Raw genomic sequence first — 26,541 nt, forward strand, 5'->3', positions numbered from 1 at the left:
TCACTTGATCATCATGAAGTGTTCGACGACTGGCCCCAACGCCAGGGCCGGCACGTAGTTCAACAAACCGACCAGCAGCACCGTGCCGATCAGCAGTACCACGAACAGCAGTCCATGCGTGGGCATGGTGCCGCCGGTCACGGCCAGACGTTTCTTCGCCGCCAGGCTGCCAGCCACCGCCAGTACCGGTACGATCACCCCAAAGCGCCCGAACCAGACGGCGATCGCCAGCATCACGTTGTAGAACGGGGTGTTGGCCGACAGGCCGGCGAAGGCGCTGCCGTTGTTGTTGGCCGCCGAAGTGAAGGCGTAGAGGATTTCCGAGAAGCCATGGGCGCCGGGGTTGGCTACTCCCAGTTGCCCGGCCTCGGCCATGACCGCAATCGCGGTGCCGAACAACACCAGCAACGGTGTTGCGAGGATCGCGATGGCGACCATCTTCATTTCGTAGGCTTCGATCTTTTTGCCCAGGTACTCGGGCGTCCGGCCAATCATCAGCCCGGCGATGAACACCGCGAGAATGGCGAACACCAGCATGCCGTAGAGGCCCGATCCGGTACCGCCAAACACCACCTCACCCAGTTGCATCAAAATCAGCGGCACTGCGCCGCCCAGTGGCGTCAACGAGTCGTGCATGGTGACCACGGCGCCACAGGATGCTGCGGTGGTGATCGCGGTGAACAGGCTCGAGGCGCTGATGCCGAAGCGCAGTTCCTTGCCTTCCATGTTGCCCGCCGCCGTATCGATTCCCAGGCCCGAGAATTGTGGGTTGCCCAGTTGCTCGTAATGCGTGACCGCCACCACCGCGATCACGAAGATGATCGTCATCGTTGCAAGCAACGCCCAGCCTTGCCGGATGTCACCGACGATGTGGCCGAAGACAAAGCACAGCGCCGTCGGGATCAGGAAGATGGCGAGCATCTGAAAGAAGTTGCTCAGGGCTGTCGGGTTCTCGAAAGGGTGGGCCGAGTTGGCATTGAAGAACCCGCCGCCGTTGGTGCCGAGCATCTTGATGGCTTCCTGCGAAGCGACAGGGCCCATCGCGATGGTCTGCTTGTCGGTGCTGGCCGCTGTAGTCAGAGGATTGCCTTTGGCGTCGAGGCTTGGCTGCCCGGCATCATTGAGCACCGGCGCCTGGTATTGCATGACCTCCATCGTCGTGACTTGTTTGTAAGGTTGAAGATTCTGGATCGCGCCCTGGCTGACGAAGAACAGCGCGAAAATCAGCGACAGCGGCAGCAACACCCACAAGGTGACACGGGTCAAGTCGACCCAGGCGTTGCCGATGCTGGCGGCGCTGTGACGGGCGAATCCGCGAATCAGCGCGACCGCCACCACGATGCCGGTGGCCGCCGACAAGAAGTTTTGCACGGTCAAGCCGAGCATTTGCGTCAGGTAACTCAGCGTCGCCTCGCCGCTATAGCCTTGCCAGTCGGTGTTGGTGACGAAACTGGCGGCGGTGTTGAACGAAGAGTCGGGCGTCACCGCGCCAAATCCCTGGGGATTGAACGGCAGCACACCCTGCAGTCGTTGCAGCGCATAAACCGCGAGCATGCCCAGCGCGTTGAAGACGATCAGCGCGAGGGCGTATTGCAGCCAGCTCATTTGTGCTTCAGCACTGACGCCGGCCAGTCGATACAGCGGCGACTCGATGCGTGAGCCGAGGCGAAACCGGCCCTCCATCACTGCGGTCAACCAGCGCCCGAGTGGCCAGGCCAGAACCGCCAGTACCAGCAGAAAGACTCCGAGCAGAGTCCAGGCTTGAGTGGTCATAGGAAGTCCTCCGGGAGCAGAAGCGCGGCAACCAGATACACCAGCAAACCGGCGGCGATGATGCCGCCAAACACATAGAACCCTGTCATGACCGCCTCCTGTTGAGCGCCGCGCAACCGCGTGCCAGCCCGATCAAGCTGATGAAAAACACTGCACCGAGTATCAAATAGACGAAGTCCATGGTGTTTCCTCCCGTGTTGAGGAAAGCCTAAGCGTGAGCCCGGAAAGTTGTTAAAAGGATTGGAGGCAGGGGTATAAAGATCTTATAAAAAGCGTTATTCGCCTTGCTCGGTTAGAAGTCCGGTCGCCATCGCGATCGAGTTCATGGCAGTGGTGACGCCAGTCAACTGGCGAGGAGGGCGGCCCTTGGTTCTCTCCCTATACTGAATCTCTGACGCCGGACCTTGGCCGCTACCGATGCTTCAGGTAAAGATCGCAGGATTTTCAGGTTCTCGATTGTTTGCGCTGGTGGCGAGGTGCCACAATTTGTCCTGTCGATTCCTCATGTTCAGGCGGACTCAATGGATGATCTTGAGCTAAGAAGTGATCAGGGCTCGGAAATAGCCGAACAAGTTCGAACCGATCGCTTGCAGCAGTTATTTCGGCAATCCGGCGCTGCCGTTTTCGGCAGTTACATGGCGGCAATCCTCCTTTGCTGGCTGTGTTGGGAGCGGTTTGATCACGGTGTGGTTATCGGTTGGATAGCGGTATTAACGCTGTCGACGTTGCTGCGTATCTCAATGTTCATCGGCTATTTTCATAGCCACGTCAGTGAACGCACGCCACAGCGTTGGGAACGCAGATACTGGTGCACGCTTATGTTGTCTGCAGGGATATGGGGGGCGGGCGCACTCGCGGTCATACCGGTCGACGACCTGTTGGCTCAGGCGGTGGTCATGCTCTTCACTGTCGGCATGTCTGTCAGTGCGGTGTCGTGTTACTCGGCTTACAGGAACATGACGATGGTCTCCATCGGACTGGTTTTGTTGCCGTGCTCAATATGGCTGCTGTTTCAACCGTCAACGTTGCAGGTCGGCATGGCGCTCGCGGTTTTTGTGTTCGCATCGTTTGTAGCCAGCGCTACACGCAAGATGTCCGATGCGCTGGAAACTGCATTTCGCTTGACCCGAGAGTTGGAGCGGGAAAACCGGCTTTCTGTCAGAGCCGCCAGAACCGATGAGCTGACCGGCCTGAAGAATCGCCGTGCGTTTTTCGATGATGCTGATCAGCTTTACCGTGAATGCAAAAGCAAGGGTTCCGTGCTGTGCGCAGTCATGCTCGATATGGATCACTTCAAGCACATCAACGACTCTTACGGCCACCAGGTGGGGGATCAGGTGCTGCGTCAGGTGGGGGCGGTGATCACTGCATCTATCCGTGAAACCGATGTTCATGGCCGACTGGGAGGCGAGGAGTTCGCTATTTTGCTTCCTGACACCACACTGGACGTCGCCATGAGCATTGCCCAGGAACTGATCCAGGCCATCTCCAGACTCAAGGCTGAGCCAGCTGATCGCATAACCGCCAGCCTTGGCGTAGCGTCATCGGACTTTAACGAAGAAAGTCTTTCTAGCTTGATGAACAATGCAGACAGAGCGCTGTACAAAGCCAAGTCGTATGGACGAAATCAAGTTGCTGTCGCGGATTGATGGGCTGTTGCGACCTTGGGAGACGCCCACTATCACATCTGTCTGCCGTTACGCGCTGCAATCGCAACGGTGGTCGGCGAATCAGCAAGTGGAACGAATTGTCGTGTCGCGCCATCAAGTGCATCGATGCATCCCGCCTCGATGTCGTAAACCCAGCCGTGCAGATTCATGCGCCCTTGCTCGAGCGCGAGGGCCACGGATGGATGTGTGCGCAGGTTCGCCAGTTGCGCGATCACGTTTTCGCGCACGAGGCCGTCGAGCTTTGCGCGGGGCGTGTCGAACTCGTGCGCCGCGTTAATCGCTTTCGCGGCGTCCGCGTGACGTAACCAATTAGCAACTGCCGGAAGGTGATCCAGGCACGTGCAGCGTGAAATCGCGCCCATCGCCCCGCAGTCCGAATGGCCGCAGATCACAATGTCCTGTACGCCAAGCACGGCGACCGCATATTCGACGGTAGCCGACACACCGCCCGGTTCAGGGCCGTAAGACGGCACAATGTTGCCGGCGTTGCGAATCACGAACAGTTCACCGGGTTCACGCTGCGTAAGGAGTTCCGGCACAACACGACTGTCTGAACAGGTGACGAACAACGCCTTCGGATTTTGTGCCGTCGCGAGCTGCTTGAACAGCTCGACGCGTTGCGGATAAACCTCGCGCTGAAAGCGCAGAAAGCCGTCAATAATGTCACGCATGAAGTCCTCCAAACCCAAGTAGCGGATGTGGGCACGAGCACTCGATATGCCTTCGCGCCGCTGTGGTCGGCATTATCGCAGACGTCGCACATGTTGGCAGTACTGGATGTTTCCAACAATGTTGCTTGGCCACCGGTAAAGCGCTCATTCGCTCGCAAAAAGGTACCCTGAAGATCGGCGCGTTGCATGTGTATGACCCCGCGCTGAAGCTGTCCGCTGCACCTGCTTTAAGCAAGTGTTATGTAACTTATACGACGTCACTGTTTGGTGTAGTCAGGAGGTGTGACTAACTTTCCTTCTGGAGGCGAGCCGCTGTACGCGGGCAGGCTGTCGTGAACCGAGCCACTACGCGTCTCGGCCCTACCAGGCTTCCATCCTTCACGCCTTCGGCCGTACCGGCCTGCGCGCTCCACTTGCGGTAGGTGCTGAGCGCATAAGTGGATACCTGCATGACCCGCACAAGACGTATCGCCATACACTTACCCTAATGGGGTAATCTAAAAACAGACTGCCCGATTTCAATCGAGCAGCTGGCTTGTACAACGGGATAGGAGTAAAGCAATAAGGACAGCACATTGGATTCCTAAGCCTTTTCCCCTGCCTCAGTCAATTTAGGCGCGCAAGGCGGAGCTGCGGGGGCGGGTGTTGCTGGCCGAGGAGGTTGGTTGGCCAATGTTTCTGCAATTTTCGCGCAGTTCATGCCCTCATAGCGGCTGCGGATATGGTCTTCTGCTCCGCCGCCTTGAATAGCAATTTGGAAAGCTGCTTCGTATGCCTTTGCACGATCGCTTTGCGTAACGTCGGCAATGATTTCGGCGTGTACCTTCACGGCCTCCAAGCTTTGAACCACCTCGAATACCAGTCCATTGACCATGCCTTGACGCAGTGGTGGTTTTTTCATCAGATGCAGCTCCCTCAGATTTGAGTCGACATTTGAACCATATTTAAGCCAAGCACAGAGTCAAAAATATGCAAATAATCACGATAAGTATCAGTAGCTTATAATTTTTTCTCAGCTACTTACGTCAGAACAATGATTTGGAAAACCTTCCTAATGAGCCACTTGAGATTGGCTATTTAGAAGACTTGAGCATCCTGCGCGATTCATGGGGAAGATGTAAGTAAATATGACAAATCCAAAACATTAGCTTGCTTATAGGTAGGTACATAACTTTTTTGTGAAAAATATAAATCCTCGCAATTCAAAGGCATATGGCAAAGTGCCATTTTTTAATAAAATGGCATTGAAATTATAAAAATAACTGTCCTAAGCTCCTTTTTCCAAACCGACCAAGCATCAAAAGCAGGGAGCTGAAAATGTTAAACAATACGTTGGCTGTTCACTTTCTTTCGACTGTTGGCACCGATGAACCGCTTCTGCCCGGAAGCGATATCATTGGGCTTGGGTATGACGTCAATGGCGAGTTCGCACGAACTGAGAGCACTCTCGGGCAAAGCTTGTTCGAATTGCCGGAGACTGATTACAAGACGCTGAAAATCGGGGACAAGGTCTATCGCTACAATAAGCTGATAGGCGTTCAAGCGACGTTTCGCTCAAACTTCGACTTAGTGAAAGGCGAGACCATCGAGAGCTATCGCGAAGAGCTCGGTCAGTCCGTCGGGGTGAGCGGCAGTTACAAACTCTTTTCGGCGTCTTTAAATACCGCGTTCACCAAAACGTCTTTGTCGCATGAGGAGACCTTCTACACCTCTGTACGCGAGATTCATCGGCTATGGCAAATCAATCTCCCGTACCCAGAAAAGCTGCGTGAGTACCTCAAGCAGGATGTGAGGTCGGCCATCGAAAACGCGGAAATAGCTCCGAGCGATGTCTTTGACCGCTTTGGTGCTTACTACGTTGGCGAGGCTGTAATCGGCGGAAGGCTTGATTACAGCTCGGCTACCAAGACACTGCGTACAAACAACAAATACGATATTTCGATTACCGCCCAAGCCTCCTACCAGGCACTGGTCGGCGAAATTTCCGTCGATAGCAAGTCTGAACTGGGTAAGGCCATTGAGAACTTCCGTAGCTTGTCGGACATCAGCCTTCAAACCGTTGGCGGCAAACCTGGTCTAGCTTCGAAAATTTTCCATGACGATGAAAAACACAGCGCGTTCTCAGAGTGGAGCGATAGCTTGCTGGACTATGCGGTTTTCATGGACTTCACCAGTGAAAGCTTGGTGCCGATCTGGTCGCTGGTCACTGATGAGAAACGCCGCGATGCGCTGCAAGCCGCCTTCCCATCATGGCTGGAAAGTAAAGTTAAGCCCGTTCCCAAAGACCAGAAAGCTCTGGATGTTAATCTTTATCCGGCCATGCGTTGCGTTGGAACCGATGCGGGATCGGAAGCAAAACAGGATCTTTCGGTATGGGCTCCTTCCACGGATGAGCACAACAAATACAGCGGCCAGTTCGCGCAGCGTAACCACTCAAGTAGTGCCGATGGTCGGAGCGCATTGCTGCGTGATATTTTCGACTTGGGGTATCTGCGAGCACCTCAGGACTACATACAGGTGTGGACAGATGCAGGCTCAGGAAAGTCCCTCTACTATTCCTGCTGGCGTCCAGTTCCGCCTGCAGGCTATCGCGCCCTTGGTGACATCATGGTGTTAGGAACCCGCGACTACTCCATCCCCGAGAGCATCCAGAAAGACTTGATATGCGTGCACGAAAGCCTGTGTCGCGATATCACCCTGCGGGACATCAAGTCAGAAGCTATTTGGAACGATTCAGGGACGGGTGCTCGCCAAGATATCACTGTATGGGGAGTAGTACCCGTAGGCGCTGTTCAGGCCGGAAACTTTGTTGGTGTCGGTCATTACGATAATATCAAACAAAGTGATATCGACAAGATGAAAGGCGTAATAGGCGTGTTGCTCTCTAACTATGTGAAATCGTAATGCGTTTCAAAATATAACTGTCGGGCGCGTCAAGTAATCCTAGGTGGTTTTATGGATTAGACGGCCAGTTTCCGCGTAGTGATGTGGACGAAAGTCGTTGTGACTATGAGGCCTGATGGTGTTGTAACGTTTGGATACCGTTGCATATCCATTCAGGCTTCATACTCTAGGTCGTAGCATTCATCTGTTAGTACGTCGCGCTGCTGGCGAGAGCTCTTTTTGAGGAATGGGCGCCCCCGACGTTAGATAGGCGAGTGTTTACAATTTCACTCAGTCTCTGTCGAGTATATGAATAGAGATGCGGGCGTACCTAACTCCTCACAAGCAGTGAGTACACCGTTGTGCTCTGTGTCTCGACAAAAGAAAGAGTATGGCAGAAACGGGTTGCACTGCGTGAGCACGCCCGATGGTTTTTGCGCTTGCTTCGGACAAACCAAAATGCAGGATTTTGCCTTGCGCGATCAGATCCTTAATAGCACCCGCCACTTCTTCGATGGGTACATTGGGATCGACGCGATGTTGGTAGTAGAGATCGATGCGATCTGTCTGCAATCGTTTCAGTGATTCCTCTACGACTTTTTTGATGTGCTCCGGACGGCTATTGAGAGCAATGGTACCGTCGATGGCAAAACCGAATTTGCTGGCGATCACTACCTGGTCACGAAACGGTTTGAGGGCTTTGCCGACCAACTTGCGAAAGAAGCATCGAGATAAAAAAGGTGAGGTAATTGGTATTTCAATTACCTCATCCAAGGCTAGCGTTGCCTAACAACAGACAAGTGACTGGCGCCTGGCTGCTGAAGGATTAACGTGACCCATGGTACCGCGGAGCCGAGGTGTTATTCGATACCTGGCTTGCCAATGTCTGACGCGCTTTTTCAAAAGCTTCCCACGGCTCCAGATTTTGCAGCGAAGGAATCGAAATCAGCACGCTGTTATCGAAATCCATAAGTGCTGCGTCTACGAGGTCTGTAGCCAACATAACGATCGAAGGATCAAGGTGCTCGACAGGCAAACCACCATTTGACCAGAACTTGGTTTTGGTTGCGCCGGGTACTACCGCTTGAATCTGCAGCCCCTTATCGGCCAATTCATGATGAAGCGATTGGCTGAATGCTGTCACGAACGCTTTGCTACCGCCGTATACACCGTTGAGAACCTCGGGTGCAAAGCTCACGATCGAAGAGATATTTATGATCGCGCCTTTACCTCGTGTAATGAAGCCGGGGACGGCGGCATAGGTCAACCGGGTAGGAGCGTTGACGTTGAGATCGATCATACGAGTCATTTGTTCAACGTCACTGTCTACCAGTTTTTTGTGCGTGCCGATACCTGCGTTATTGACCAACAGGGTAATGCTGGCGTCTTCACGAAGCTTGGCTTCTACCGTGGCCAACGAAGGACGATCGTTCAAGTCTGCGACAAACACTTCAACCTGACGACCCGTATCATCGGAGATTCGACCAGCAAGGTCGTTCAGACGTTCACGGCTACGAGCAACCAGAATCAGATCGTATCCGCGACGAGCCAGGCGGTCTGCGTAGATGGCGCCGATACCGGACGAGGCGCCGGTGATGAGAGCTGTACCTTGATGAGTCATGTTGGTTCTCCAGGGTTTGTCGTTTTGGTGGAGAGATCATGCGGTAGATTGCGGTCGGCTTAAATGACGTTTATAGTGGTTTTTCAGGACATAGCGGGTAGAGCTAAAATGCATCGAGTGGGCTACGTATGGTCAGATGGCTTTCAGTTGATGGCCCTCTCTTCGCAAACGGTGTTTGAGTTCGCCAATGTGGTTTCGGGTAATCCTTTTTACGAGATAGAGAATTTCTCGGCTAATGGCGGCCCGATTCGATCGTCACTCGGCGTGAACATCGACACCCGAAAGCTTGGTGCTCCAGGTCTTGCTGATACGTGGATGTTTGCCGGTGTCAACGATCCACTCTCAGTTCATCCATCCATAGATGTTTTGAATTTTGCCAAGGTAGCCGGCGTCCAATCGCGCCGGACTGCAGGCGTTTGCACAGGCGGATTTGTCTTGGCCGAAGCTGGGTTGCTGGACAATCGTCGAGCGACCACTCACTGGGCTTTTGCCAAGGATCTGCAAATTTTGCATCCGGACGTCAGTGTTGAAGATGACCGTATCTACGTGATCGACGGCCCTATCTGGACTTCGGCCGGCATGACAGCAGCGCTGGATCTGGCTTTGGGTATGGTCGAGAAGGATCTTGGAGGAGAGGTGGCACGGGCGGTGGCCCATCGTCTGGTAATGCATCAACACCGTTCTGGAGGCCAGTCGCAGCACTCAGAACTCCTTGGGATCGCGCCAAAGTCCGATCGTATTCAGGTTGCCCTAGACCATGCCCGGCGCAACCTGGCGGCATCGTTGAGTGTGGAAGATTTGGCGGCCAAGGCGAATTTGAGTCCTCGCCAATTCACGCGGGTATTTACTGCTGAAACCGGACAGTCTCCAGCTAAAGCCATTGAGCGTCTGCGTCTGGAGGCTGCAAGGCTGATGATTGAACAAAGCCGCCACACACTCGATGCCGTAGCCCGGGAAACCGGCTTTCGGGATCGCACCCACTTGCGTGAGGCGTTCCTGCGCGGTTTTGGTGTCACGCCATTGGCCATTCGACGGGATGCGCGAGCCGCCACGGCGTAATTGTGCCATGACCCTATAACATCGGCTCAGCGGGTTTCTAGTGGGAGTTCGGGTTGACGGGCAGTTGCCAGAAGCTCATGGGTCAACGCTGGATCGTCAATTGCCCGGGCAATGAGTATCGTGCCAGCCAGCCGGGTCAACAGCTTTATTGCGTTGCTTCTGCGCTCCTGAGGAGTACTGTCGGGATAGAGTTTGCCTAACGCGCTTAACTGAGCTTTGACGCGTCTGGTGAACATGGATTTGATCATTGGGCCCTGACGCGAAACATCGGCCGCTAGAGCGGCTACAGGGCAGCCGACCTCGGGATTGGAGTAGTGTCGGCTAGACAGGTAGTCTTCGGTTATCTGCATCAGCGCGCGGCCATCAGTAAAGATTTCGATCCACTCATCCCAGTCTTGCAACCCTTCTCGGAATGCCTGCTCGACGGAGGCCGTGATTAACTCTTCCTTGCCCTGAGGAAACTGGGCATAGAACCCTCCGTGGGTCATGCCTGCAGCATTTGCAATCTCAATGATACCTACGCCCGAGAACCCTCGCTGGCGGTAAAGCGTAGCGGCGGCGTTCAGGACTCTCTGACGGCTTTCTCCGCGCGTTCCTCTGCGGCGCATCAGTCACCTCTCAAGAATCAATCAGGTTCAGCTTGGGTGAGAAGACCAGGCCTAAGTCAGCACAGCCGCCTGATGAAGACCTTGGTCTTCTCATGCATTCACATCCCAACCTCTACAACATCAACTCTCTCGGGTTATTGCGCCCAGCGTTTAAGGATGATGCTGGCATTGACTCCACCAAACCCGAAGCCATTGGATAGGGCATAGTCCGAAGAAAACGGCTGCGGCGTTGTTCTGACTAGATTCATGTAATCGGCCGCGCGATCCGGATTTTCCAGATTCAACGTCGGTGGAGCCATCTGGTCGCGTAGCGCCAACAAGGTAAAGATTGCCTCGATGCCGCCCGCTGCCCCCAACAAATGCCCTGTCGAGGACTTGGTGGCACTTATCGCGGGTTTGGCCTCACCGAACACGCTGTTGATCGCTGCGAGCTCCCCCTTATCACCCACAGGGGTCGAGGTTGCATGCGCATTGATGTGACCGATGTCACTCACTTGGATACCAGCTTGTTCAATGGCGGTTTTCATTGCCCTGGCTGCACCACTCCCATCTTCCGGGCCAGCAGTCAGGTGGTAGGCATCGGCACTGGTGCCGTACCCGACAATTTCGGCCAGTGGAGTCGCTCCACGTGCCAACGCATGGTCAAGTGATTCGATCACGAACAGGCCGGCACCTTCGCCCATCACGAAGCCGTCCCGTTCGACATCGAAAGGCCTTGAAGCGGTGGCCGGGTTGTCGTTGAACGACGAGGAGAGCGCGCGTGCAGCAGCAAATCCTGCGAGGCTGACGCGGTCAATTGCAGCTTCCGCGCCACCACAAACAGCGATATCGATTTCGCCGTTGCGGATCATCCTGGCAGCATCACCAATTGCTTGGACACCTGCCGCACACGCCGTGACAGGCGCGCCCAAAGGCCCACGTAAACCATGAGTAATGGATACGTGTCCGGCTGCCATATTTGCGAGGAACGACGGGATGGTGAAGGGTGAAAGACGCTTTGGGCCTTGGCTGTCGGTGACTCTGACCGAGTTCGCGATCGCACCGAATCCCCCGATACCGGAGGCGATGATCGTACCGGTTCTCTCACGCTCTCGATCCGTGGCAGGAACCCAGTTTGCCTGAGCCAGCGCTTCTTTCGCGGCGCCCAACGCAAACACAATGAATCGATCCATCTTTTTCAAGTCTTTGATGGGCACCACTTGGGTGGCATCAAATCCTGCTTCAGGGTCTTCGACTAGAGTCGGGACTCGACCGCCCACTGCGCAGCTAAGACCTTCGGAAAATTCTGGGGGCAGGGAAGTGATACCGGATTGTCCATCAAGCATGCGCTTCCAGACGTTCTCAGTGCCTGAACCCAATGGACAGACGATACCGGTCCCTGTGATAACTAAACGCATTGACATTTTAAACTCCTCCCGTCGTTCGTAGGATGCCCACGGCGACATTCTCTCTAGTGATCAGACTCTGAACGAAAGGCATCCCAGCGAGGCCGTGCAGCATTGAAAACAAGTTCGCGATGCTCTTTGACAAACCGTCAAGTCGAGCGCAACCCGACTATTGGTTGCCTGCTTTCACCTTTTTCGGCCTTACCTAGAATGACCTGCGTAACGAATCTGGGTTGCTGCTTACTGATTGGTTTGCTGGTTCCAGCCGCCACCCAGCGCTTTATAAAGTGCTACGGCAGAAGACGAGGACGCATAGGAGGCGTCCAGTCGATCTGCTTGAATCAATTCGAGTCTTGACTGTGTTTCGAGCAAGTCGATGTAGCTGCTATTGCCCTTTTGATAGCTGGCCAAGACGAGGTCGCGGGCTTGGGTGCGCGCGTGTTCGCCTTCGGACAGCATCTGGATTCTGGCGTCGCCGTTAACCAATGCGGAAATGGAGTTTTCAACCTCTGCGGTGGCTTGCAGGACACTCTCACGGTATCCCGCGAGCTTTAAGGCATAGTCACCCTTGGCGGCTTTTACCTGCGCATCGACGCGGCCAAAATCAAACAAGCGCCAGCGGATGCCAAGGGTACCCAGTGCCTCGTTGGAGGCACCGTCAAACAGGTTGCCGCCCTGGGTTGATGCGCTGCCGAGCAACGCTGATAGCGATACCTTCGGGTAGTACTCCGCAATAGCCTGACCGATTCGCTCGTTCGAGGCCGCCAGCCGCCGCTCGGCCACGATCAGGTCGGGTCTTCTGCGCAGCAACTCGGCACTGCCACCGGCCGCTGCAATTGAAGGCGCGGTGGGGATGGGGGCAGTCTTGTCCAGATCAGGATCGGCAGTGCCCGGCGTTCTGCCCAACAGCACGTCGAGGCCGTTGCGCGCGGCAGTCAGGCGTGATTCAAGCAGCGGTACATTGGCACGCACCACCGAAAGCTCCGAACTGGCCTGTTTCGCTTCCTGATCAGGTGCCAGGCCTCTCGACCTGAGTACGTCTACTAGGCGCTTGATATCGCCCTGGGTTTTGACCTGCTCCCGTGCAACATCCAGTCGAGCTTGCAGCAGGCGGACGAGCAGGTAGTTATCAACCACATTGGAAGTGACCTGCAGCCTTGCCGCCGCTACGTCTGCCTGGGCCGCTTCGTACTCGGCAAGAGCGGCATGGGAGCTGCGTCTCAGGCCTCCGGAAAGGTCGATTTCCCAGACGCTTGAAACACCTGCGCTGTACAGATTGGCCGTACGATCAAAACCTGGGAGCGAGGCGTTTTCGGCAGCGACGACCGGGTCTTCCAGCGACTGTCTGGCACGACTGGCGCTCGCTGAAGCCTGACCGTTAGGCAGTAACTGAGCATGTGCGCTTTGCGCGTAAGCAGCGGCCTGTGTCGTGCGTGCCAGCGCCTGCTCCAGTGTCATATTCTGACGAAGAGCGATATCGACCACACGATTGAGAACAGGATCACTGAATCCTTGCCACCAAGCATCCATGGGGACAGAAGTCGCTTGCGCTGCTCGTTGCGAGAGAACCTTGGTACCGTTGAACTGCGTCGCAACCTCAGGTTGTGGGCGGTTGTAGTCGGGGCCGACCATGCAGCCGTCAATGCTTCCCAACATCACCAACGCGAGTAAACTCTGCGCACTCTTAACCAGATGTCGATTCATTTTCGTTTCCCCGAACACCAATAAGTGTTTACAGTATCCTAATACCGTAACCAATCTGTCAATGGACGTTTAGACCGTTATGAAACACCTCCCCACGCAAGACAGCATCGAACTGCCCGCGTCTGGCCAGCGCGGGCCCGCCGAACATGACCGGCGGCTGCAGATTCTTGAGGTCGCCAATGATCACTTTCGGCTCTATGGATACCGCAAGACCACGGTGGCTGATTTGTCCAAGGCCATCGGCATCACGACCGCGTACATCTACCGTTTTTTCGAATCCAAGCAGGCCATTGGTGAGTCGATCTGCGCCATGGTGTTGGGCAATCTCGACACCGAGCTACGCCGACTGAGTGACCTTGAGCCGACGCCGACCCGCAAACTCAGGGCATTCACGAAGAATGCACTGTACTTAAGTCATGCGCTGTTCATGAACGAGAGCAAGCTGTTCGAGCTGGTTCGGGTTTCAGAAGAGGAGAGCTGGTGTACCGCTGCCGGTCACCAGGAGGCACTCAACGAAATCATCCGCTCGATCATCGATCAGGGCCGCAATGATGGTGAGTTCGAGCGAAAGACACCGCTGGACGAGGTCGTGCTGGGTATCCAAGAGGCGCTGATCCCCTATACTCGTCCTTCAGCGATGGATCGCCGGCAAATGTCTGAGCTTGAGGCGGGAATGCTGGCGACCACCGGCATGATTTTGAGAAGTCTTGCACCATAATTATAGTTTTCATATTGACAGATTCGTAACCTGTAAACAGAATGCCTCCATCTGACGGAGGCTTCTATGTTCACTCACGCCCGCTTGCGCCTTACCCTGACCCCTATCGCTCTCTGCGTGCTGCTTTCGGCGTGTGGTGAGCACACTGCACCCGATCCTCGTATTGACCGCCCACCTCTGGTGAGCACTGCGCCTGTCAAAGCCACGCAGGAATTACGAGAGCGGCGATTCACAGGCATCATCGCCGCGAGAGTCGAGAGTTCGATCGGTTTTCGTGTTTCGGGAAAAATTTCGCAGCGCTTGGTGGATGTCGGCCAGCAAGTCAAACGCGGCGACCCATTGATGAAGCTCGACATCACCGATTTCGGGCTCGACGTCAAGGATCAGGAAGCTGTCGTGGCTGCAGCTCAAGCGGCCATGTTCAAAGCCGACGCAGACTTCGGACGGCTTCAGGGACTGGTCTCCATGGGAGCGGTGTCTGCGAAGGCGTTCGACGAGGCGCAGCAGTTGAAGAATTCGGCGCATGCCGGCCTGGATGCCGCCAAAGCGAAGCTGGATCTTTCCCATAACGCCTACGGCTACGCCATCCTAAAGGCGGATGTAGACGGCGTGGTCGTTGATCGGTTTGCTGACACGGGTCAAGTGGTTTCCGCCGGTCAACCCGTCGTGGTGGTTGCCCAGGATGGACCTCGCGAGGCGCGGATCGAATTGCCCGAGACTATCCGCCCGGCTCTGGGTTCTCAGGTCACCGCACGGCTTTACGGTAATGAGAGTCAGAAGTACGGCGCGCGCTTGAGGGAGCTGTCGGGTTCTGCTGACCCGGTAACTCGGACGTTCCGAGCCCGCTACGTGCTGGATGGCAACTCCAAGGACATTCCTTTGGGGTCAACTGTCGTGATCTCGCTTGATAAGCCAGGCTCGACCGACGAGCGTGAACTGCCACTCAGCGCCCTCTACGATGCTGGTCAGGGCCCCGGCGTCTGGATCGTCGGTGAAGATAAGAAAGTCCACTACAAACACGTCAATGTCGTACGGATCACCGAAGAGACGGCCATCGTCGGCCCTGGCTTGACCGATGGGCAGAGTGTGGTGGCACTGGGCGTCCACCGACTGCATGAAGGCGAAGAAGTGCGGGTTGCTGTTGAGGGGCAAAGCTATGAAAAGCTTTAACCTTTCCGAGTTTGCAGTCCGAGAGCGAGCGATCACGCTGTTTCTCCTCGTTGCGATTTTCACCGCCGGTGCGCTTGCCTTCACGAAGCTGGGTCGGGCTGAAGACCCTGCGTTCACAGTGAAGCAAATGACGCTGGTGACCGCGTGGCCCGGGGCTACTGCCCAGGAAATGCAGGATCTGGTGGCCGAGCCACTGGAAAAGCGTATGCAGGAACTGCGTTGGTACGACCGCACGGAGACATTCACCCGTCCGGGCCTGGCGCTTACCACACTGTACCTGCTTGACAGCACACCACCGGGCGAGGTGCCCGAGCAGTTCTACCAGGCGAGGAAAAAGATTCACGACGCAGAATCCAGTCGACCTGAGGGTGTCTCCCCGACGCTGGTGAACGACGAATACGCAGACGTGACCTTTGCCTTGTACGCTTTGAAAGCGCCGGGCCAGCCGCAACGTCTGCTCACTCGCGAGGCCGAGACCCTGCGGCAACGCCTGCTTCATGTGGCGGGGGTGAAAAAGGTCAATATCATCGGTGAGCAACCTGAGCGCATCTTCGTCGATATTTCCTACGACCGGTTGGCGACGCTCGGGCTTTCACCCAACGATATCTTCATCGCGCTGCATGGCCAGAACGCCCTGACGCCGGCGGGCTCTATCGAGGCAAAGGGGCCTCAGATACAGGTTCGTCTGGACGGGGCACTCAACGACTTGGAAAAAATCCGCAACACGCCGATTCTGGTGAACGGGAATACGCTCAAGCTTTCGGATGTCGCTGAAGTCAAACGTGGCTATGAAGATCCATCGACGTTCCTCATTCGCAACAACGGTGAAGATGCTTTGGTACTGGGCGTGGTGATGCGCGATGGCTGGAACGGTTTGAGCCTGGGTAAAGCACTTGAGCAGGAAGCTGGTGCCATCAACCAGGAAATGCCGGTCGGGATGAGCCTGACAAAAATCACTGACCAGTCGGTGAACATCGATGAAGCGGTGGGCGAGTTCATGCTCAAGTTCTTCGTCGCGCTGACCGTGGTGATGATTGTGAGTCTTGTCAGTCTGGGCTGGCGGGTGGGGTTGGTAGTCGCCGCCGCTGTGCCACTGACCTTGGCTGCAGTATTCGTGATCATGCTGGCGACGGGTCGTGATTTTGACCGGATCACCCTAGGCTCACTCATTCTGGCACTTGGGCTTTTGGTGGACGATGCAATCATCGCCATCGAAACCATGGTGGTCAGGATGGAGGAGGGGTATGACAGAATTCATGCGTCTGCCTACGCCTGGAGCCACACGGCAGCCCCGATGTTGTCGGGCACCCTGGTGACCATCATCGGCTTCTTGCCGGTGGGATTTGCTCGCAGTACCGCTGGCGAATATGCCGGGAACATTTTTTGGATCGTCGGCTTTGCGCTGATCACTTCCTGGCTGGTGGCCGTGTTCTTTACGCCTTACATCGGCGTAAAAATGCTTCCCGACATCAAGAAAGTTGAAGGCGGTTACACCGCAATCTACGACACCAAAAATTACAATCGCTTTCGCGGCGTGCTGGGCTTTGTCATTCGCCGTAAATGGTTCGTGGCGACGGTCGTGATCGCGATTTTCATGCTCGCAATCATCGGCATGGGATCGGTGCGTAAGCAGTTTTTCCCATCCTCTGACAGGCCTGAAGTGCTGATCGAAGTTCAGATGCCCGAGGGCACCTCGATCAACCAGACGAGTGTAGCCGTAGCCGATATCGAAAAATGGCTGAAAACCCAGTCAGAAACCAAGATTGTGACGTCCTACATCGGCCAGGGCGCGCCTCGGTTCTACCTGGCAATGAACCCCGAACTGCCCGATCCGTCGTTTGCAAAAATCGTGGTGCTTACGGCAAATGAAGCCGCGCGTGATTCGCTCAAAGTGAAGATACGCGACGCCGTTGCCAATGGTCTTGCTCCGCAGGCTCGAGTGCGAGTGACCCAGTTGGTTTTCGGCCCCTACTCGCCGTATCCTGTGGCCTTCCGGGTGATGGGCCCAGACCCTGACAAGGTTCGTGAAATCGCCGAAAGTGTGCGCGGGATCATGCAGGCCGACCCGAACATGCGGACGGTCAACACCGACTGGAGTGAGCGAGCGCCGACCGTACACCTAGTGCTTGATCAGGATCGCCTCCAGGCGTTTGGTCTCAGTTCCGAAGATGCTGGAGAGCAACTGCAGTTCCTGCTTAAAGGCACAGCAGTCACCCAGGTACGTGAGGACATTCGAACCGTCGATGTCATGGCGCGGTCTTCTGGCGATACCCGCTTGGATCCGGCAAAAATCGATGACTTCACCCTCGTTGCCAAAGGTGGCAAGCGTGTACCGCTTTCGCAGGTCGCCGAAATTCAGGTCAGGCAGGAAGATCCGATCCTGCGACGTCGAGATCGGACACCCACCATCACCGTAAGGGGCGATATTGCCGATGACACTCAGCCACCGGATGTTTCCCTGATTGTGTGGAACGAGCTCCAGCCATTGGTTGCCAAGCTGCCGTCCGGCTATCGGATCGAGATGGCGGGTGCCATTGAAGAAGCCGGCAAAGCGAACGATGCTCTGGCACCACTGTTCCCGATCATGTTGCTGCTGACAATGATCGTAATCATCTTCCAGGTGAGGTCGCTGGCGGCCATGGCTATGGTGTTGGCCACCGCGCCCCTTGGGCTGGTCGGAGTGGTTCCGACGTTGCTGCTCTTCCATCAGCCTTTTGGCTTCAACGCCCTGATTGGTCTTATTGGCCTGGCAGGCATCCTGATGCGCAACACGCTGATTCTTATTGGCCAAATTCACACCAATGAAGAGCAAGGGCTGAGGCCATACGATGCAGTGGTGGAGGCCACCATCCAGCGCTCACGGCCGGTGTTGTTGACGGCGATGGCCGCCGTACTGGCTTTCATCCCGCTGACCCAATCCGTGTTCTGGGGTACGTTGGCCTACACCCTGATCGGCGGTACGTTCGGCGGCACTATCATGACCTTGGTGTTCTTGCCGGCGCTGTATGCGATCTGGTTCAAGATCAAGCCACAGCCGCAGGAAAAGCCTGCTGAAAGAGGTCTTTCAGAAGTGCATCGATGATCGACTGTCATTGGGCCTGGCAGTGTGGGCCCAATGGCACCCTCGAAGCGACGAACAGCGTATTGACCGGCTTGCCAACGATAACCGTCCGGCCAACTCACCTTCCTGACACCGACGCCAAAGGCGATGGTGTCCACCTAATTAGGTGGACACCATTTTCTAGCCTTTTAAGCGGGTCTTTTCATGCAGCCACAACGCCGATCCTATTCCAAATCCTTCAAGGCCCAGGTAGTCCAAGAGTGCGCTCAGCCCGGCGCGTCGATTGCCAGCGTCGCGCAGCACCACAACCTTAACGCGAACCTCGTCCATAAATGGATTCGGGTACAAACGAACAAAGCCGTGGAGCTGCAACCTGTAGTGGTCAACTCATCCCGGACACGGTTTTGAGTTTTTCTTCAGCTTTCGCCGGAGCCAGTCCATCGTTGAACTGATGGGATCGGATCCAGTTGTAGTGGCCCATCAGGTACTGGCTAATGTCTCGTTGAGCTTGCTGCCCGGTCAGGTAGCCCGTGGTCGGTATCTTCTCTGATATCAAGCTGCGAAATACTCGCTCCATCGGCGCACTATCCCAGCAGTTGCCTCGGCGGCTCATGCTCTGGCGCATGCGGTAGCGCCACAGTCTCTGGCGGAACTGACGACTGCCATATTGCGATCCCTGGTCGGAGTGAAACAGTAGCCCTTGAGGCTTTCCGCGTTGTTCGTAAGCCACGTCCAGCGCTTTGACCACTAGGTTTGCGTTCGGCTTTTCTGATAACGCTACGCCTTTGCTGCGCTCCCGAGTTCTTTCTGAATCCGTCGCTATGATGCGAGCTGATGCGAAAGTGGAAAAAAGTTTACTTCTACCCCAAGGCCGAGGACTTCGGAAAACCATCGAGGACTTTGCCGATCTGGTCTAACTGGATATCAGGGTGGCCGTGTTCGACCCGGTGCTTTTCGTCTTTCTGAGTCGTCACCGCAACCACCTAATTTCGCGAGATCACGTGAAGCCCATTGCTCACCGCAAAGGCACTTGGGGAGAGCATGATGGCCAGCTAAATTTCAGGTTCATACTTGAAGCCTACGGCTTCCCAATCCCGCCAGTCAGGATTCGCGCCGTCAACCCATCGAACGTCTATGGCGGTCGGGTTGCTCAATGCTCCACTCCCTCCCTGATACCAGGCTCCGGTTACTTTCCCATTTGCTTCGACGGCCAAGGGCATAAAGTTTGAATGAAATGAAGGAGGGCGTGATTGTTTCCATCTAGGAACCAACAGATTTCTGACCCGCTCGTGCTCTTGGCGTTGGAGCTCATGGAGCACAGGGACCAGCTCGCTGAAGCCACATCGTACTGAGATCTCTGAGAACTTCTTGAAACCCACCGATTTCTGGGGCGCCTCCACATTGATGTCCAATGTTCTGCCGCTGCACAAGTAGAATTCAGCCTCGGAAAGGTTCAGGTGCGTCACGCTCACTTCAGGATCTTTTTCAACAACCGCGAGGATGTAGTATTGGGCGGGAAAGACTTTTTCGACCTTGTTCTTGTCTTTAGCCATATTCCATCTACACGTTTTATTGAGCCTCCAGTTTTCGCGATTGCTCGTACTTTTAATTTCAATCGTCACACCCCATGTCAGCTGCAAGTCAAAGACATCACCATGGGGTTGGTTGCTGTAAAAAGGTGCCAAGCTTTTAGCCAGCTGTCCTGGAAGCGGAACTTGGTGCGTCAAGTCCAGCACCCGGCCCAACACTATGTCGTCGACGTGATCTATCAGGTGTCGAGCCAGAATGAATTCGATCATGACACCGCGAATGACGGGAGTCGTGATGTTCGAAAATGCCCAATCCCAAAACTCCCCAACATCATAAGCGAGACGTTGATTGTCAAAAGAAAATTTCAGGTCTCTCGTTACTTTGGAGGACATGATACACCGGTATTTGGAAGGGGCCGCATTGTAGCCATGGGTACTTGGCCAATCCAATCTGCGCGGAGTTTTTAAACTGCTGGGAGTCGGCCAGCAATCTCCAGTGCGGTGTATTTCCGTGAATGCAATGTCGGAGCTGCAATTAAAGGACACTCGGGTGATCGGCCTGGAACACTTACTGTACCGACTCCTGCCGCAGATCGAGAATGCAGCCCCGCACGGTAAGAGTAGTGGAGTCATCTGGGCATACCGTATGATGGCGACACCTTTGTCGCTCGGTGCCGCTTCGCAATGTCAATCGCTCCGCTTGATAGGCTCATATCTATATCATCAGGCCCTGACGAGTACAAAGACGCCCAGCGCCTAAGTGATCTAGCCGAGGCCCCCTATGTTGTTTGTTGGGCGCGCCTGGCATGGGCAAGACTGTGGCGTTCGAGCATTTTGCGGAGCGAGCGGGTGCGTCGTGCATTTCTGCCTTTTGGTTTCGACGCAAAGATCTTTCCGATGTCACGACGGTGTTTATCGATGCTCTCGATGAAGTCCCCATACAGAACGCCATTGAGATTGCAAAGTGCTTAGAAGAGCTACCGTCGATGCGATGGCGAGTGAGTTGTCGAGCGGAGGACTGGAACGAGGGTGGAAAGCTCAGCAAAGCTTTCGGTCAGGGGCTGGCAGCCCTTGACGAGGCCCCCGTCGTGGCTCAGTTGCAACCTCTCAGTGAGGAGGAAGCAGTCGCAGTGCTCACAGCGTTTGGCTGCTCAGAGCCCATCACGCTCCTCTCCACGCTGCAGACGCTGCGATCGACGCCCTTCGTGCCATCCCCGCTGGGGCTGAAGTTTCTGATGAGCGTGAAGCCCGAACGGTTGCCGTCGCTTACCCGTTTCGAACTGTACGAGTCCGGTGCACGCCATTTCGCTACCGAGCACAACCCCTCCAAGGCAGAAGACCGGCAATACGGCGAACCTGCGCCCGACGTCGTCCTAGACCATGCCGGGCGCGTCTTTCTGACTCTGCTCCTGACCGGAAAGCATGGCTTGCAGCGATCTGCTCCTGTCGCAGACACCATGCTGTCGGTGCATGACGCGGGGCTTGACCCGATCGCTCGCGAGACCGTCCTGTACACCGCGCTGTTCATGAAGAAGGGCGAAGACTTCCTGCCCTTTCATCGCAGCATCCAAGAGTTTCTGGCCGCGCGCTACCTGGCTCGCTTGGTGACAGGCGCCCTCGGGATCGCAAGACTACATATCGAACGCGCGGTTGCACTGTTGGTGTCGGTCGATGGATTGCCATCCGAAGGTCTGAAGGCGCTGTATGCCTGGTTCACCTGTCATCTGGTCAACGAGGGCGCACTACACCACGCCCAACGGCTGGTCCAGCGCGACCCGGAAACGCTGTTACTGCATGGCGATGCGGCCACACTTCCCGTTGCGTCCCGCGTCACCGTGCTGCAGGAGGTTGGGGCACGCGATCCGTTTTTTCGCTGGACTCCGGAGCAGTGGGGCCCGGCGCGGATCTGTTCCGTGGGACTTGTTACCCCGGACCTTGCGCCGCTGGTGATTGAGCTGCTGCAAACAGAGGCGTCCACGCACCGACTCAGCATGTTGCTGGAGGCGTTGTCGACCGGGCCGGCGCTGGCCTCCACCGCTGACGCCTGCTGGAGCGTCGCGTTACGCCAGAGTGACGTGCAATGGTGCCGAGAGCAGGCTATTGATGCTTGGCTACATAATGCTGTGACCTCAGCGGATGACATTTGGGGCGGATCGGCGAGCTCTGTTCCTCCGGGGAGACGTCGCGTGGTCACTTGCGCAGCATTGCACAACTTTTTTGCGCGATCCCTGCGCAACAGTTGGTGGTCGGCGACGTGGAGCGGGTTCTGGCTAGCCTGCAAATTGCCAATAATGCACTTCTTCCGCGAGCTGCGCCGGAAGATGGACGCATGGAGAGCACCTACGAGATCAGGGATATCGCCTGGCATGTGGCAGCAGATTTGTGGCGCCCCCTGATTTTGGATACACCGAAGCGCTGGCGGCTACAGGCTGGTATGGGTGCCTTGGAGCACAAATTCGCCTCGGTGCTGTGCATCGCGGCCTTGTCGCACGAGGGCGTAACCGCGAAAGAATTCGCGCACATGATGGTCGCTACCGGTGTGATCACTGGGGCCGAGTCAACCTTCAAGAAGGCTGCCGGAGAATGGTTGATCGCTCGATCCGCCTCCGAGGAGGTATTGCACGCGTTGCTTTTGATTGCGGACCAGGACGTAGCCGATAGCGGGTCGCTTGCCCTCGGACTGCGAGCGCTTGGCTTGAAGCCTAGCGAGACGCTGGTGCGCCTGATGCTGAACTCCGGCCCACTGATATCCAGCGTCGGTTCAGCATACGTCGGCAGACAGGTGGGTAACTGGGCACTGGAACGAGGAGAGCCCGTACCGGCCTGGCTGATTCCGGTACTCCACGAGAGCCCGGGTGCTGCCGCTGACGCCGCCCTGCAATACGTACGGCTACACGTTGAAGAAGAATCGGAGCGACAAGCGCACCAACGGGATAGCATCGAGCAGTGGCTAGTCCGTCAAATAACCGAATGGCAGTTGCAGTTACCCTCAGTGGTCGCAGGTAAGGTCGACGGGGCCTTGTACTGGGGGGCAGAAGTCTATTGCGGTAGTCGCCCGATCACGGGTCGTCACGGAAGCGGGATAGAGGCGCTGCAGGAAGTGTTCGGTGAACCGCTGGCTCAGTCAATCCTTGAGGGGCTCGCCCGTGTGTGGTCGAAGGGTGAGTATGAAGATGAACGCGGGGCTAGCGGAGCCATCACAGCCGCGTCTGCTTCCATTCACCTGGCGGACGGACAGGATTTCTCCGCGGAATCTGCGGGACGAATTCTCAAGGTCCTTTTCGCCACAGTGACAATGCGAGATGCCTATCTCAAGGAACGCTTAGAGAGCTGCTGCATTGATCAACTCATTCGATCGTTCATAGACGATCCTGCTTACTTTTATCAGCTCGCCCATCAGCGGGACGCCAATTGGAACGCGCTTTTGTACAAGCTGCGAGAGCATCCAGCGCGGTCCGCGTTACATGCGTGGGCCGTGCAGGTGGCATGGGAGCAGCCTGATACGCTGAGTGGACGTCTTCTAGACAGCGTGCTTCGGCTGGCTGAACTGTGCTGTCCCATTGGTCGAGCCAGGGCGACGGTACTGATGCTTTGGTCACGGGGAGCGATCTGCGCTGCGCTGGGCATACTTTGCCGTCTGCCTGCAGTCGGATGTGTTCAGCAATGACTTCGTACATGCCCTTGACGAGGCAGAGGACGCTGTCATTCACCGGGTGATCTTCGACGGATACCCCAACTGTAGCTATTGGCAGACGCCGACGTCCACGCTGGCCGTCAGCCGCCTCCTGTTGCAGTTCCTGTTCCAGCGCACTCGATTGATGCAGGGGCACTTTGAGCGCGTTTGGCCGGACACAGTGAAAGTATTGAAAGCCGTTTCGTTGTCGGATGAACCAAGCGTCGAGACGATCCTTTTGGAATTGCTCACGGACTCTGAGGGTGCACGCTGGGTTGATACCATCAGGCACGAGCTCGAGCTTTACAGGCGAGATGTCCGGTCGCAAACACAGAAGCTACTCTCTCCGACAGATCTGGCAAAGGTGCTGAGCGGCAGAGGCCCTATCAATGCGCAGGACCTGAAGGCCTTGGTGCTGTTGAGCCTTGAGGAAGTCGCTGCCGAGTTGGTGACTAACTACCTAGAGAACGACCATGTCCAAGCTCGCAGAATTCCGTCAACTCGAAAAACATCTAGCCGAGCAATTCCAGGCTCTCGAAGCTTTAAAGGGTGATGCTGGCCTGAAGCAAGAAATCGAATTCGAAACGAAACTTCGCGCCCTGCTAGCCAAGTATGGCTACAGCTTGAAAGACATCATCAACCTGCTTGATCCACAAGCAGGTCGCCGCGCTCCAGCAGCTCAGTCCCAATCGGGCACCCGCAAGCCTCGTCAGGTGAAGGTCTACAAAAACCCGCACACCGGCGAAGTCGTCGAAACTAAAGGCGGCAACCACAAAACGCTGAAAGAGTGGAAAGCGAAATACGGCTCTGACACCGTGGAGTCATGGCTGAACAAGTGATTTTGGTTTGAGTACAAAAGGCCCCGCGCGGGCCTTTTTTATTGCACGAGATTTGGCGGATACGTTTCTGTAACATTTTGAAACATTCGGCACGGGGGCGAGGTCAACAGGTTTAACCTATCAAAGAATTGCCCATGAAAATCCCTCGACCTTCCGCACGCCTAGAACACCTTTCTCAGCTCAGAAATCTGAAGATGGCCAGATCTGCACATGCCTATGTTCGAGGCCGCACGGTGCAGTTTTATGAGTGGCTGCATTCGCAGTCTGGGCGTCGTCTACCTAGCGGGCCACCTGTTTGGATTTGCGGGGACTGCCACGCAGGAAACCTTGGCCCAACGGGTGATCTGAAGGGCCAGATTGATATCCATATTCGTGATCTTGATCAGACCAGGAGTATTGCCTGCTTGATATCAAGGAGGCGGTCAGTGCCGCTGCTCCTCGCGCAGCAAGAGCAGCGATGCCGAGGGATAACGGTAAGCGTGTAGTTGAAGGTGCGCGCTCACTGTCTCCAGGTCTTGGTAATCGAATGCTAGCAACACGTGTACTCGATCATGGATTCTTCATTCGCGAGCTGCTCCCCCAGGACATGAAGCTCGAATTGGATCAGCTAAGCCAACGTGATGCGATGCTCGCTGCCGGGTATCTGGCGAGAGTGGTGGGCATCGCTCATGCAAGGCAGATGGACATGGCTAGCGGAGATCATCATTTCAACTGTTTCGATCTGTCGAAGTTGCTTCATCTGTCGATAGGAGCGAAACCCTCCAGCGAATGTTTAGCTGTTTCCCATTACCGGGTTGGTCTTCAATCGCCAGAATATCCCTGTCGAAAACAGTGTTAGAGCGCCCATGAAAGCGAATGTAGCGCGAAACGCCATGCCTATCACTTCAGGCTGCCCCGCAAACCAGTGGCTGAAAAACACTAGCAGTCCCCCTGCACATGACACGCCCATGCCCATGGATAACATTTGCACCATGGTCAGCGCGCTGTTGCCACTGCTGGTCTGATGGGTGCCAAGATCCTTGAGCGTCAGCGTGCTCATGGCGGTGAGTTGCAGGGAATTCAGCGCGCCGAAAATGCACAGCGCCAACACTTGCAACGCGACACCCCGTGGCTCGTGCCCGATCGCGAAGCTGCTGATGGTCAAGCCGATGAGCAAAGTGTTGGTGACCAGAAAGCACCGGTATCCCATGCGCGTCACCAGCCGGTTGGTCAACGACTTCACGGCGATGCCGGTCAATGCGACGGGGAGCATCAGTAACCCGGCGTTGAGCGGAGAGTAGCCTTGCGCGACTTGCAGGAACAGTGGCAGCAAAAACGGCGTCGACGAGCAGCCTAAGCGTGCGACGAAATTGCCGACCAAGCCAATGCGCAAACTGTCGACAGTTAATAAGTTCAGCGGGTACAGCGGCGATTGATGGCGACGAGCATGTTGCCAATAGCCCGCAAGGGCAGCCAGACCGGCTAAAGCCAGCGTCGATGCCACGCGCCAGTCAAAACCGAAACTGGCAATGCCATCCAGTGCGAGGGTGAGGCAAAACATACCCGCGCCCAGCAAGCCGTAGCCAACGAAATCGAAACGCCCGAGCCCGGCCAACGGTTGCCCGGGCATGTATTTCCAGGCGCCGAGTACGCCAAGAAATCCCACCGGTACGTTGATCAGAAAAATCCACTGCCAGCTGGCGAACTGTACCATCCAGCCGCCCAGTGCCGGGCCGATCAAAGGGCCGATGAGGCTGGGAATAGTGACAAAGCTGATCGCCGGCAACAGGCGGCTGCCGGTAAACATACGGATCACCGCCAGCCGGCCGACCGGCAACATCAGCGCACTGCCCATGCCCTGGAGGACGCGAGCAATCAGCAATTGATCAAGCGATTGCGCTAGCCCGCAGCACAGCGAACCCACGGTGAACAAAGCAATCGCCGTGATGTAAGTGCGCCGTGTGCCGAAACGATCCGCCAGCCAACCCGAGGCCGGAATCAGCAAGGCCATGGTCATCACGTAGGCGACGATGACCGACTGCATGCTCAGCGGACTTTCACCGAGGTTTAGCGCCATCGCCGGCAGCGCGGTAGTGACGATCGTGGCATCGAGGGTGAGCATGAAAAGGCCGCCCGCCACCAACCACAACAACGAACGGCTGATTTGCGGTGTTACTTCTGTGGTCAACATCCACGAG

21 protein-coding genes and 2 pseudogenes are annotated in these 26,541 nt (G+C 55.9%); 11 read left to right on the forward strand and 12 right to left on the reverse strand.

What is annotated here, in order from left to right; all coding sequences use genetic code 11:
• Together kdpA and kdpF are read right to left on the reverse strand one after the other, a co-directional pair.
• Complete coding sequence (kdpA, locus tag AC27VU_RS01045) at positions 1-1,773, reverse strand: potassium-transporting ATPase subunit KdpA (protein ID WP_103483403.1); 1,773 nt, start codon at positions 1,771-1,773, stop codon at positions 1-3.
• Positions 1,770-1,862: a K(+)-transporting ATPase subunit F gene (gene kdpF, locus AC27VU_RS01050; RefSeq protein WP_003224886.1), complete on the reverse strand. Its 93-nt coding sequence runs from the start codon at positions 1,860-1,862 to the stop codon at positions 1,770-1,772. Before kdpF ends, kdpA begins: the two co-directional genes overlap by 4 nt.
• 432 nt (positions 1,863-2,294) lie before the next feature.
• On the opposite strand from kdpF, the gene AC27VU_RS01055 reads away from it, so the two are divergent.
• Entirely contained in the window at positions 2,295-3,422 is a 1,128-nt protein-coding gene (locus AC27VU_RS01055; protein ID WP_488723277.1) for a GGDEF domain-containing protein, read from the forward strand.
• A 32-nt stretch (positions 3,423-3,454) separates the two neighbouring features.
• Here the strand turns inward: AC27VU_RS01055 and AC27VU_RS01060 are convergent, their stop codons facing one another.
• Together AC27VU_RS01060 and AC27VU_RS01065 are read right to left on the reverse strand one after the other, a co-directional pair.
• Positions 3,455-4,114, reverse strand: a complete 660-nt coding sequence (locus AC27VU_RS01060) for a carbonic anhydrase (RefSeq protein WP_003224876.1) — start codon at positions 4,112-4,114, stop codon at positions 3,455-3,457.
• A 583-nt stretch (positions 4,115-4,697) separates the two neighbouring features.
• Complete coding sequence (locus tag AC27VU_RS01065; RefSeq protein WP_400505269.1) at positions 4,698-5,015, reverse strand: hypothetical protein; 318 nt, start codon at positions 5,013-5,015, stop codon at positions 4,698-4,700.
• A gap of 416 nt (positions 5,016-5,431) precedes the next feature.
• Between AC27VU_RS01065 and AC27VU_RS01070 the strand changes: the two genes are divergently transcribed.
• The gene (locus AC27VU_RS01070) at positions 5,432-7,018 is read left to right on the forward strand and encodes an MAC/perforin domain-containing protein (RefSeq protein ID WP_400505268.1); all 1,587 of its coding nucleotides are present in this window, start codon (positions 5,432-5,434) and stop codon (positions 7,016-7,018) included.
• Between the two features lie 318 nt (positions 7,019-7,336).
• On the opposite strand, the gene AC27VU_RS01075 is transcribed toward AC27VU_RS01070, so the two are convergent.
• Entirely contained in the window at positions 7,337-7,771 is a 435-nt protein-coding gene (locus AC27VU_RS01075; protein ID WP_400505267.1) for an aldo/keto reductase, read from the reverse strand.
• A gap of 52 nt (positions 7,772-7,823) precedes the next feature.
• Complete coding sequence (locus AC27VU_RS01080) at positions 7,824-8,618, reverse strand: SDR family NAD(P)-dependent oxidoreductase (RefSeq protein ID WP_400505266.1); 795 nt, start codon at positions 8,616-8,618, stop codon at positions 7,824-7,826.
• 108 nt (positions 8,619-8,726) lie between these two features.
• Between AC27VU_RS01080 and AC27VU_RS01085 the strand changes: the two genes are divergently transcribed.
• Complete coding sequence (locus AC27VU_RS01085) at positions 8,727-9,677, forward strand: GlxA family transcriptional regulator (protein ID WP_400505265.1); 951 nt, start codon at positions 8,727-8,729, stop codon at positions 9,675-9,677.
• A 26-nt stretch (positions 9,678-9,703) separates the two neighbouring features.
• On the opposite strand, the gene AC27VU_RS01090 is transcribed toward AC27VU_RS01085, so the two are convergent.
• The 3 genes from AC27VU_RS01090 to AC27VU_RS01100 form a co-directional block, all read right to left on the reverse strand.
• Complete coding sequence (locus tag AC27VU_RS01090) at positions 9,704-10,285, reverse strand: TetR/AcrR family transcriptional regulator (protein ID WP_400505264.1); 582 nt, start codon at positions 10,283-10,285, stop codon at positions 9,704-9,706.
• 134 nt (positions 10,286-10,419) lie between these two features.
• Positions 10,420-11,688, reverse strand: a complete 1,269-nt coding sequence (fabF, locus tag AC27VU_RS01095; RefSeq protein ID WP_400505263.1) for a beta-ketoacyl-ACP synthase II — start codon at positions 11,686-11,688, stop codon at positions 10,420-10,422.
• A gap of 222 nt (positions 11,689-11,910) precedes the next feature.
• Entirely contained in the window at positions 11,911-13,374 is a 1,464-nt protein-coding gene (locus tag AC27VU_RS01100; protein ID WP_400505262.1) for an efflux transporter outer membrane subunit, read from the reverse strand.
• A gap of 79 nt (positions 13,375-13,453) precedes the next feature.
• On the opposite strand from AC27VU_RS01100, the gene AC27VU_RS01105 reads away from it, so the two are divergent.
• The 4 genes from AC27VU_RS01105 (at position 13,454) to AC27VU_RS01120 (ending at position 18,731) form a co-directional block, all read left to right on the forward strand.
• Entirely contained in the window at positions 13,454-14,092 is a 639-nt protein-coding gene (locus AC27VU_RS01105) for a TetR/AcrR family transcriptional regulator (RefSeq protein ID WP_488723189.1), read from the forward strand.
• 66 nt (positions 14,093-14,158) lie between these two features.
• Entirely contained in the window at positions 14,159-15,262 is a 1,104-nt protein-coding gene (locus AC27VU_RS01110; protein WP_400505260.1) for an efflux RND transporter periplasmic adaptor subunit, read from the forward strand.
• The gene (locus AC27VU_RS01115; protein ID WP_488723190.1) at positions 15,249-18,344 is read left to right on the forward strand and encodes an efflux RND transporter permease subunit; all 3,096 of its coding nucleotides are present in this window, start codon (positions 15,249-15,251) and stop codon (positions 18,342-18,344) included. The genes AC27VU_RS01110 and AC27VU_RS01115 overlap by 14 nt, the downstream gene beginning before the upstream one ends.
• Positions 18,345-18,527: 183 nt before the next feature.
• Positions 18,528-18,731 carry a transposase gene (locus AC27VU_RS01120; RefSeq protein WP_400505258.1) on the forward strand — a complete coding sequence of 68 codons (204 nt, stop codon included), beginning with the start codon at positions 18,528-18,530 and terminating at the stop codon, positions 18,729-18,731.
• Here AC27VU_RS01120 and AC27VU_RS01125 read toward each other — a convergent pair.
• Positions 18,706-19,116: pseudogene (locus AC27VU_RS01125) on the reverse strand (DDE-type integrase/transposase/recombinase); the annotation flags it as partial. The gene AC27VU_RS01120 and the pseudogene AC27VU_RS01125 sit on opposite strands and share 26 nt — an antisense overlap.
• Before the next feature lie 259 nt (positions 19,117-19,375).
• Positions 19,376-20,245 carry a hypothetical protein gene (locus tag AC27VU_RS01130; protein WP_400505257.1) on the reverse strand — a complete coding sequence of 290 codons (870 nt, stop codon included), beginning with the start codon at positions 20,243-20,245 and terminating at the stop codon, positions 19,376-19,378.
• A 413-nt stretch (positions 20,246-20,658) separates the two neighbouring features.
• On the opposite strand from AC27VU_RS01130, the gene AC27VU_RS01135 reads away from it, so the two are divergent.
• From AC27VU_RS01135 to AC27VU_RS01150, 4 genes and pseudogenes are all read left to right on the forward strand, one after another.
• Complete coding sequence (locus tag AC27VU_RS01135; protein ID WP_488723191.1) at positions 20,659-22,248, forward strand: NACHT domain-containing protein; 1,590 nt, start codon at positions 20,659-20,661, stop codon at positions 22,246-22,248.
• Complete coding sequence (locus AC27VU_RS01140; protein ID WP_488723192.1) at positions 22,182-23,519, forward strand: hypothetical protein; 1,338 nt, start codon at positions 22,182-22,184, stop codon at positions 23,517-23,519. The genes AC27VU_RS01135 and AC27VU_RS01140 overlap by 67 nt, the downstream gene beginning before the upstream one ends.
• Before the next feature lie 479 nt (positions 23,520-23,998).
• Positions 23,999-24,364: a histone-like nucleoid-structuring protein, MvaT/MvaU family gene (locus AC27VU_RS01145; protein WP_488723193.1), complete on the forward strand. Its 366-nt coding sequence runs from the start codon at positions 23,999-24,001 to the stop codon at positions 24,362-24,364.
• A 134-nt stretch (positions 24,365-24,498) separates the two neighbouring features.
• Positions 24,499-25,058: pseudogene (locus tag AC27VU_RS01150) on the forward strand (DUF2252 family protein); the annotation flags it as partial.
• Between the two features lie 78 nt (positions 25,059-25,136).
• On the opposite strand, the gene mdtD reads toward AC27VU_RS01150, so the two are convergent.
• Complete coding sequence (gene mdtD, locus AC27VU_RS01155) at positions 25,137-26,534, reverse strand: multidrug transporter subunit MdtD (protein ID WP_488723194.1); 1,398 nt, start codon at positions 26,532-26,534, stop codon at positions 25,137-25,139.
• Positions 26,535-26,541: the final 7 nt, after the last annotated feature.

It is taken from the genome of Pseudomonas sp. 14P5.3.2, from assembly GCF_057799175.1.

Coding starts and splice junctions, on each gene's coding strand:
- AC27VU_RS01085 (WP_400505265.1), top strand. CDS start 8,727: ATGCATCGAGTGGGCTACGTATGGTCAGATGGCTTTCAGTTGATGGCC.
- AC27VU_RS01060 (WP_003224876.1), bottom strand. CDS start 4,114: ATGCGTGACATTATTGACGGCTTTCTGCGCTTTCAGCGCGAGGTTTAT.
- kdpA (WP_103483403.1), bottom strand. CDS start 1,773: ATGACCACTCAAGCCTGGACTCTGCTCGGAGTCTTTCTGCTGGTACTG.
- AC27VU_RS01140 (WP_488723192.1), top strand. CDS start 22,182: ATGGAGAGCACCTACGAGATCAGGGATATCGCCTGGCATGTGGCAGCA.
- AC27VU_RS01070 (WP_400505268.1), top strand. CDS start 5,432: ATGTTAAACAATACGTTGGCTGTTCACTTTCTTTCGACTGTTGGCACC.
- AC27VU_RS01055 (WP_488723277.1), top strand. CDS start 2,295: ATGGATGATCTTGAGCTAAGAAGTGATCAGGGCTCGGAAATAGCCGAA.
- kdpF (WP_003224886.1), bottom strand. CDS start 1,862: ATGACAGGGTTCTATGTGTTTGGCGGCATCATCGCCGCCGGTTTGCTG.
- fabF (WP_400505263.1), bottom strand. CDS start 11,688: ATGTCAATGCGTTTAGTTATCACAGGGACCGGTATCGTCTGTCCATTG.
- AC27VU_RS01110 (WP_400505260.1), top strand. CDS start 14,159: ATGTTCACTCACGCCCGCTTGCGCCTTACCCTGACCCCTATCGCTCTC.
- AC27VU_RS01090 (WP_400505264.1), bottom strand. CDS start 10,285: ATGCGCCGCAGAGGAACGCGCGGAGAAAGCCGTCAGAGAGTCCTGAAC.
- AC27VU_RS01100 (WP_400505262.1), bottom strand. CDS start 13,374: ATGAATCGACATCTGGTTAAGAGTGCGCAGAGTTTACTCGCGTTGGTG.
- AC27VU_RS01065 (WP_400505269.1), bottom strand. CDS start 5,015: ATGAAAAAACCACCACTGCGTCAAGGCATGGTCAATGGACTGGTATTC.
- AC27VU_RS01135 (WP_488723191.1), top strand. CDS start 20,659: ATGGGCAAGACTGTGGCGTTCGAGCATTTTGCGGAGCGAGCGGGTGCG.
- AC27VU_RS01130 (WP_400505257.1), bottom strand. CDS start 20,245: ATGTCCTCCAAAGTAACGAGAGACCTGAAATTTTCTTTTGACAATCAA.
- AC27VU_RS01080 (WP_400505266.1), bottom strand. CDS start 8,618: ATGACTCATCAAGGTACAGCTCTCATCACCGGCGCCTCGTCCGGTATC.
- AC27VU_RS01105 (WP_488723189.1), top strand. CDS start 13,454: ATGAAACACCTCCCCACGCAAGACAGCATCGAACTGCCCGCGTCTGGC.
- mdtD (WP_488723194.1), bottom strand. CDS start 26,534: ATGTTGACCACAGAAGTAACACCGCAAATCAGCCGTTCGTTGTTGTGG.
- AC27VU_RS01145 (WP_488723193.1), top strand. CDS start 23,999: ATGTCCAAGCTCGCAGAATTCCGTCAACTCGAAAAACATCTAGCCGAG.
- AC27VU_RS01120 (WP_400505258.1), top strand. CDS start 18,528: ATGCAGCCACAACGCCGATCCTATTCCAAATCCTTCAAGGCCCAGGTA.
- AC27VU_RS01115 (WP_488723190.1), top strand. CDS start 15,249: ATGAAAAGCTTTAACCTTTCCGAGTTTGCAGTCCGAGAGCGAGCGATC.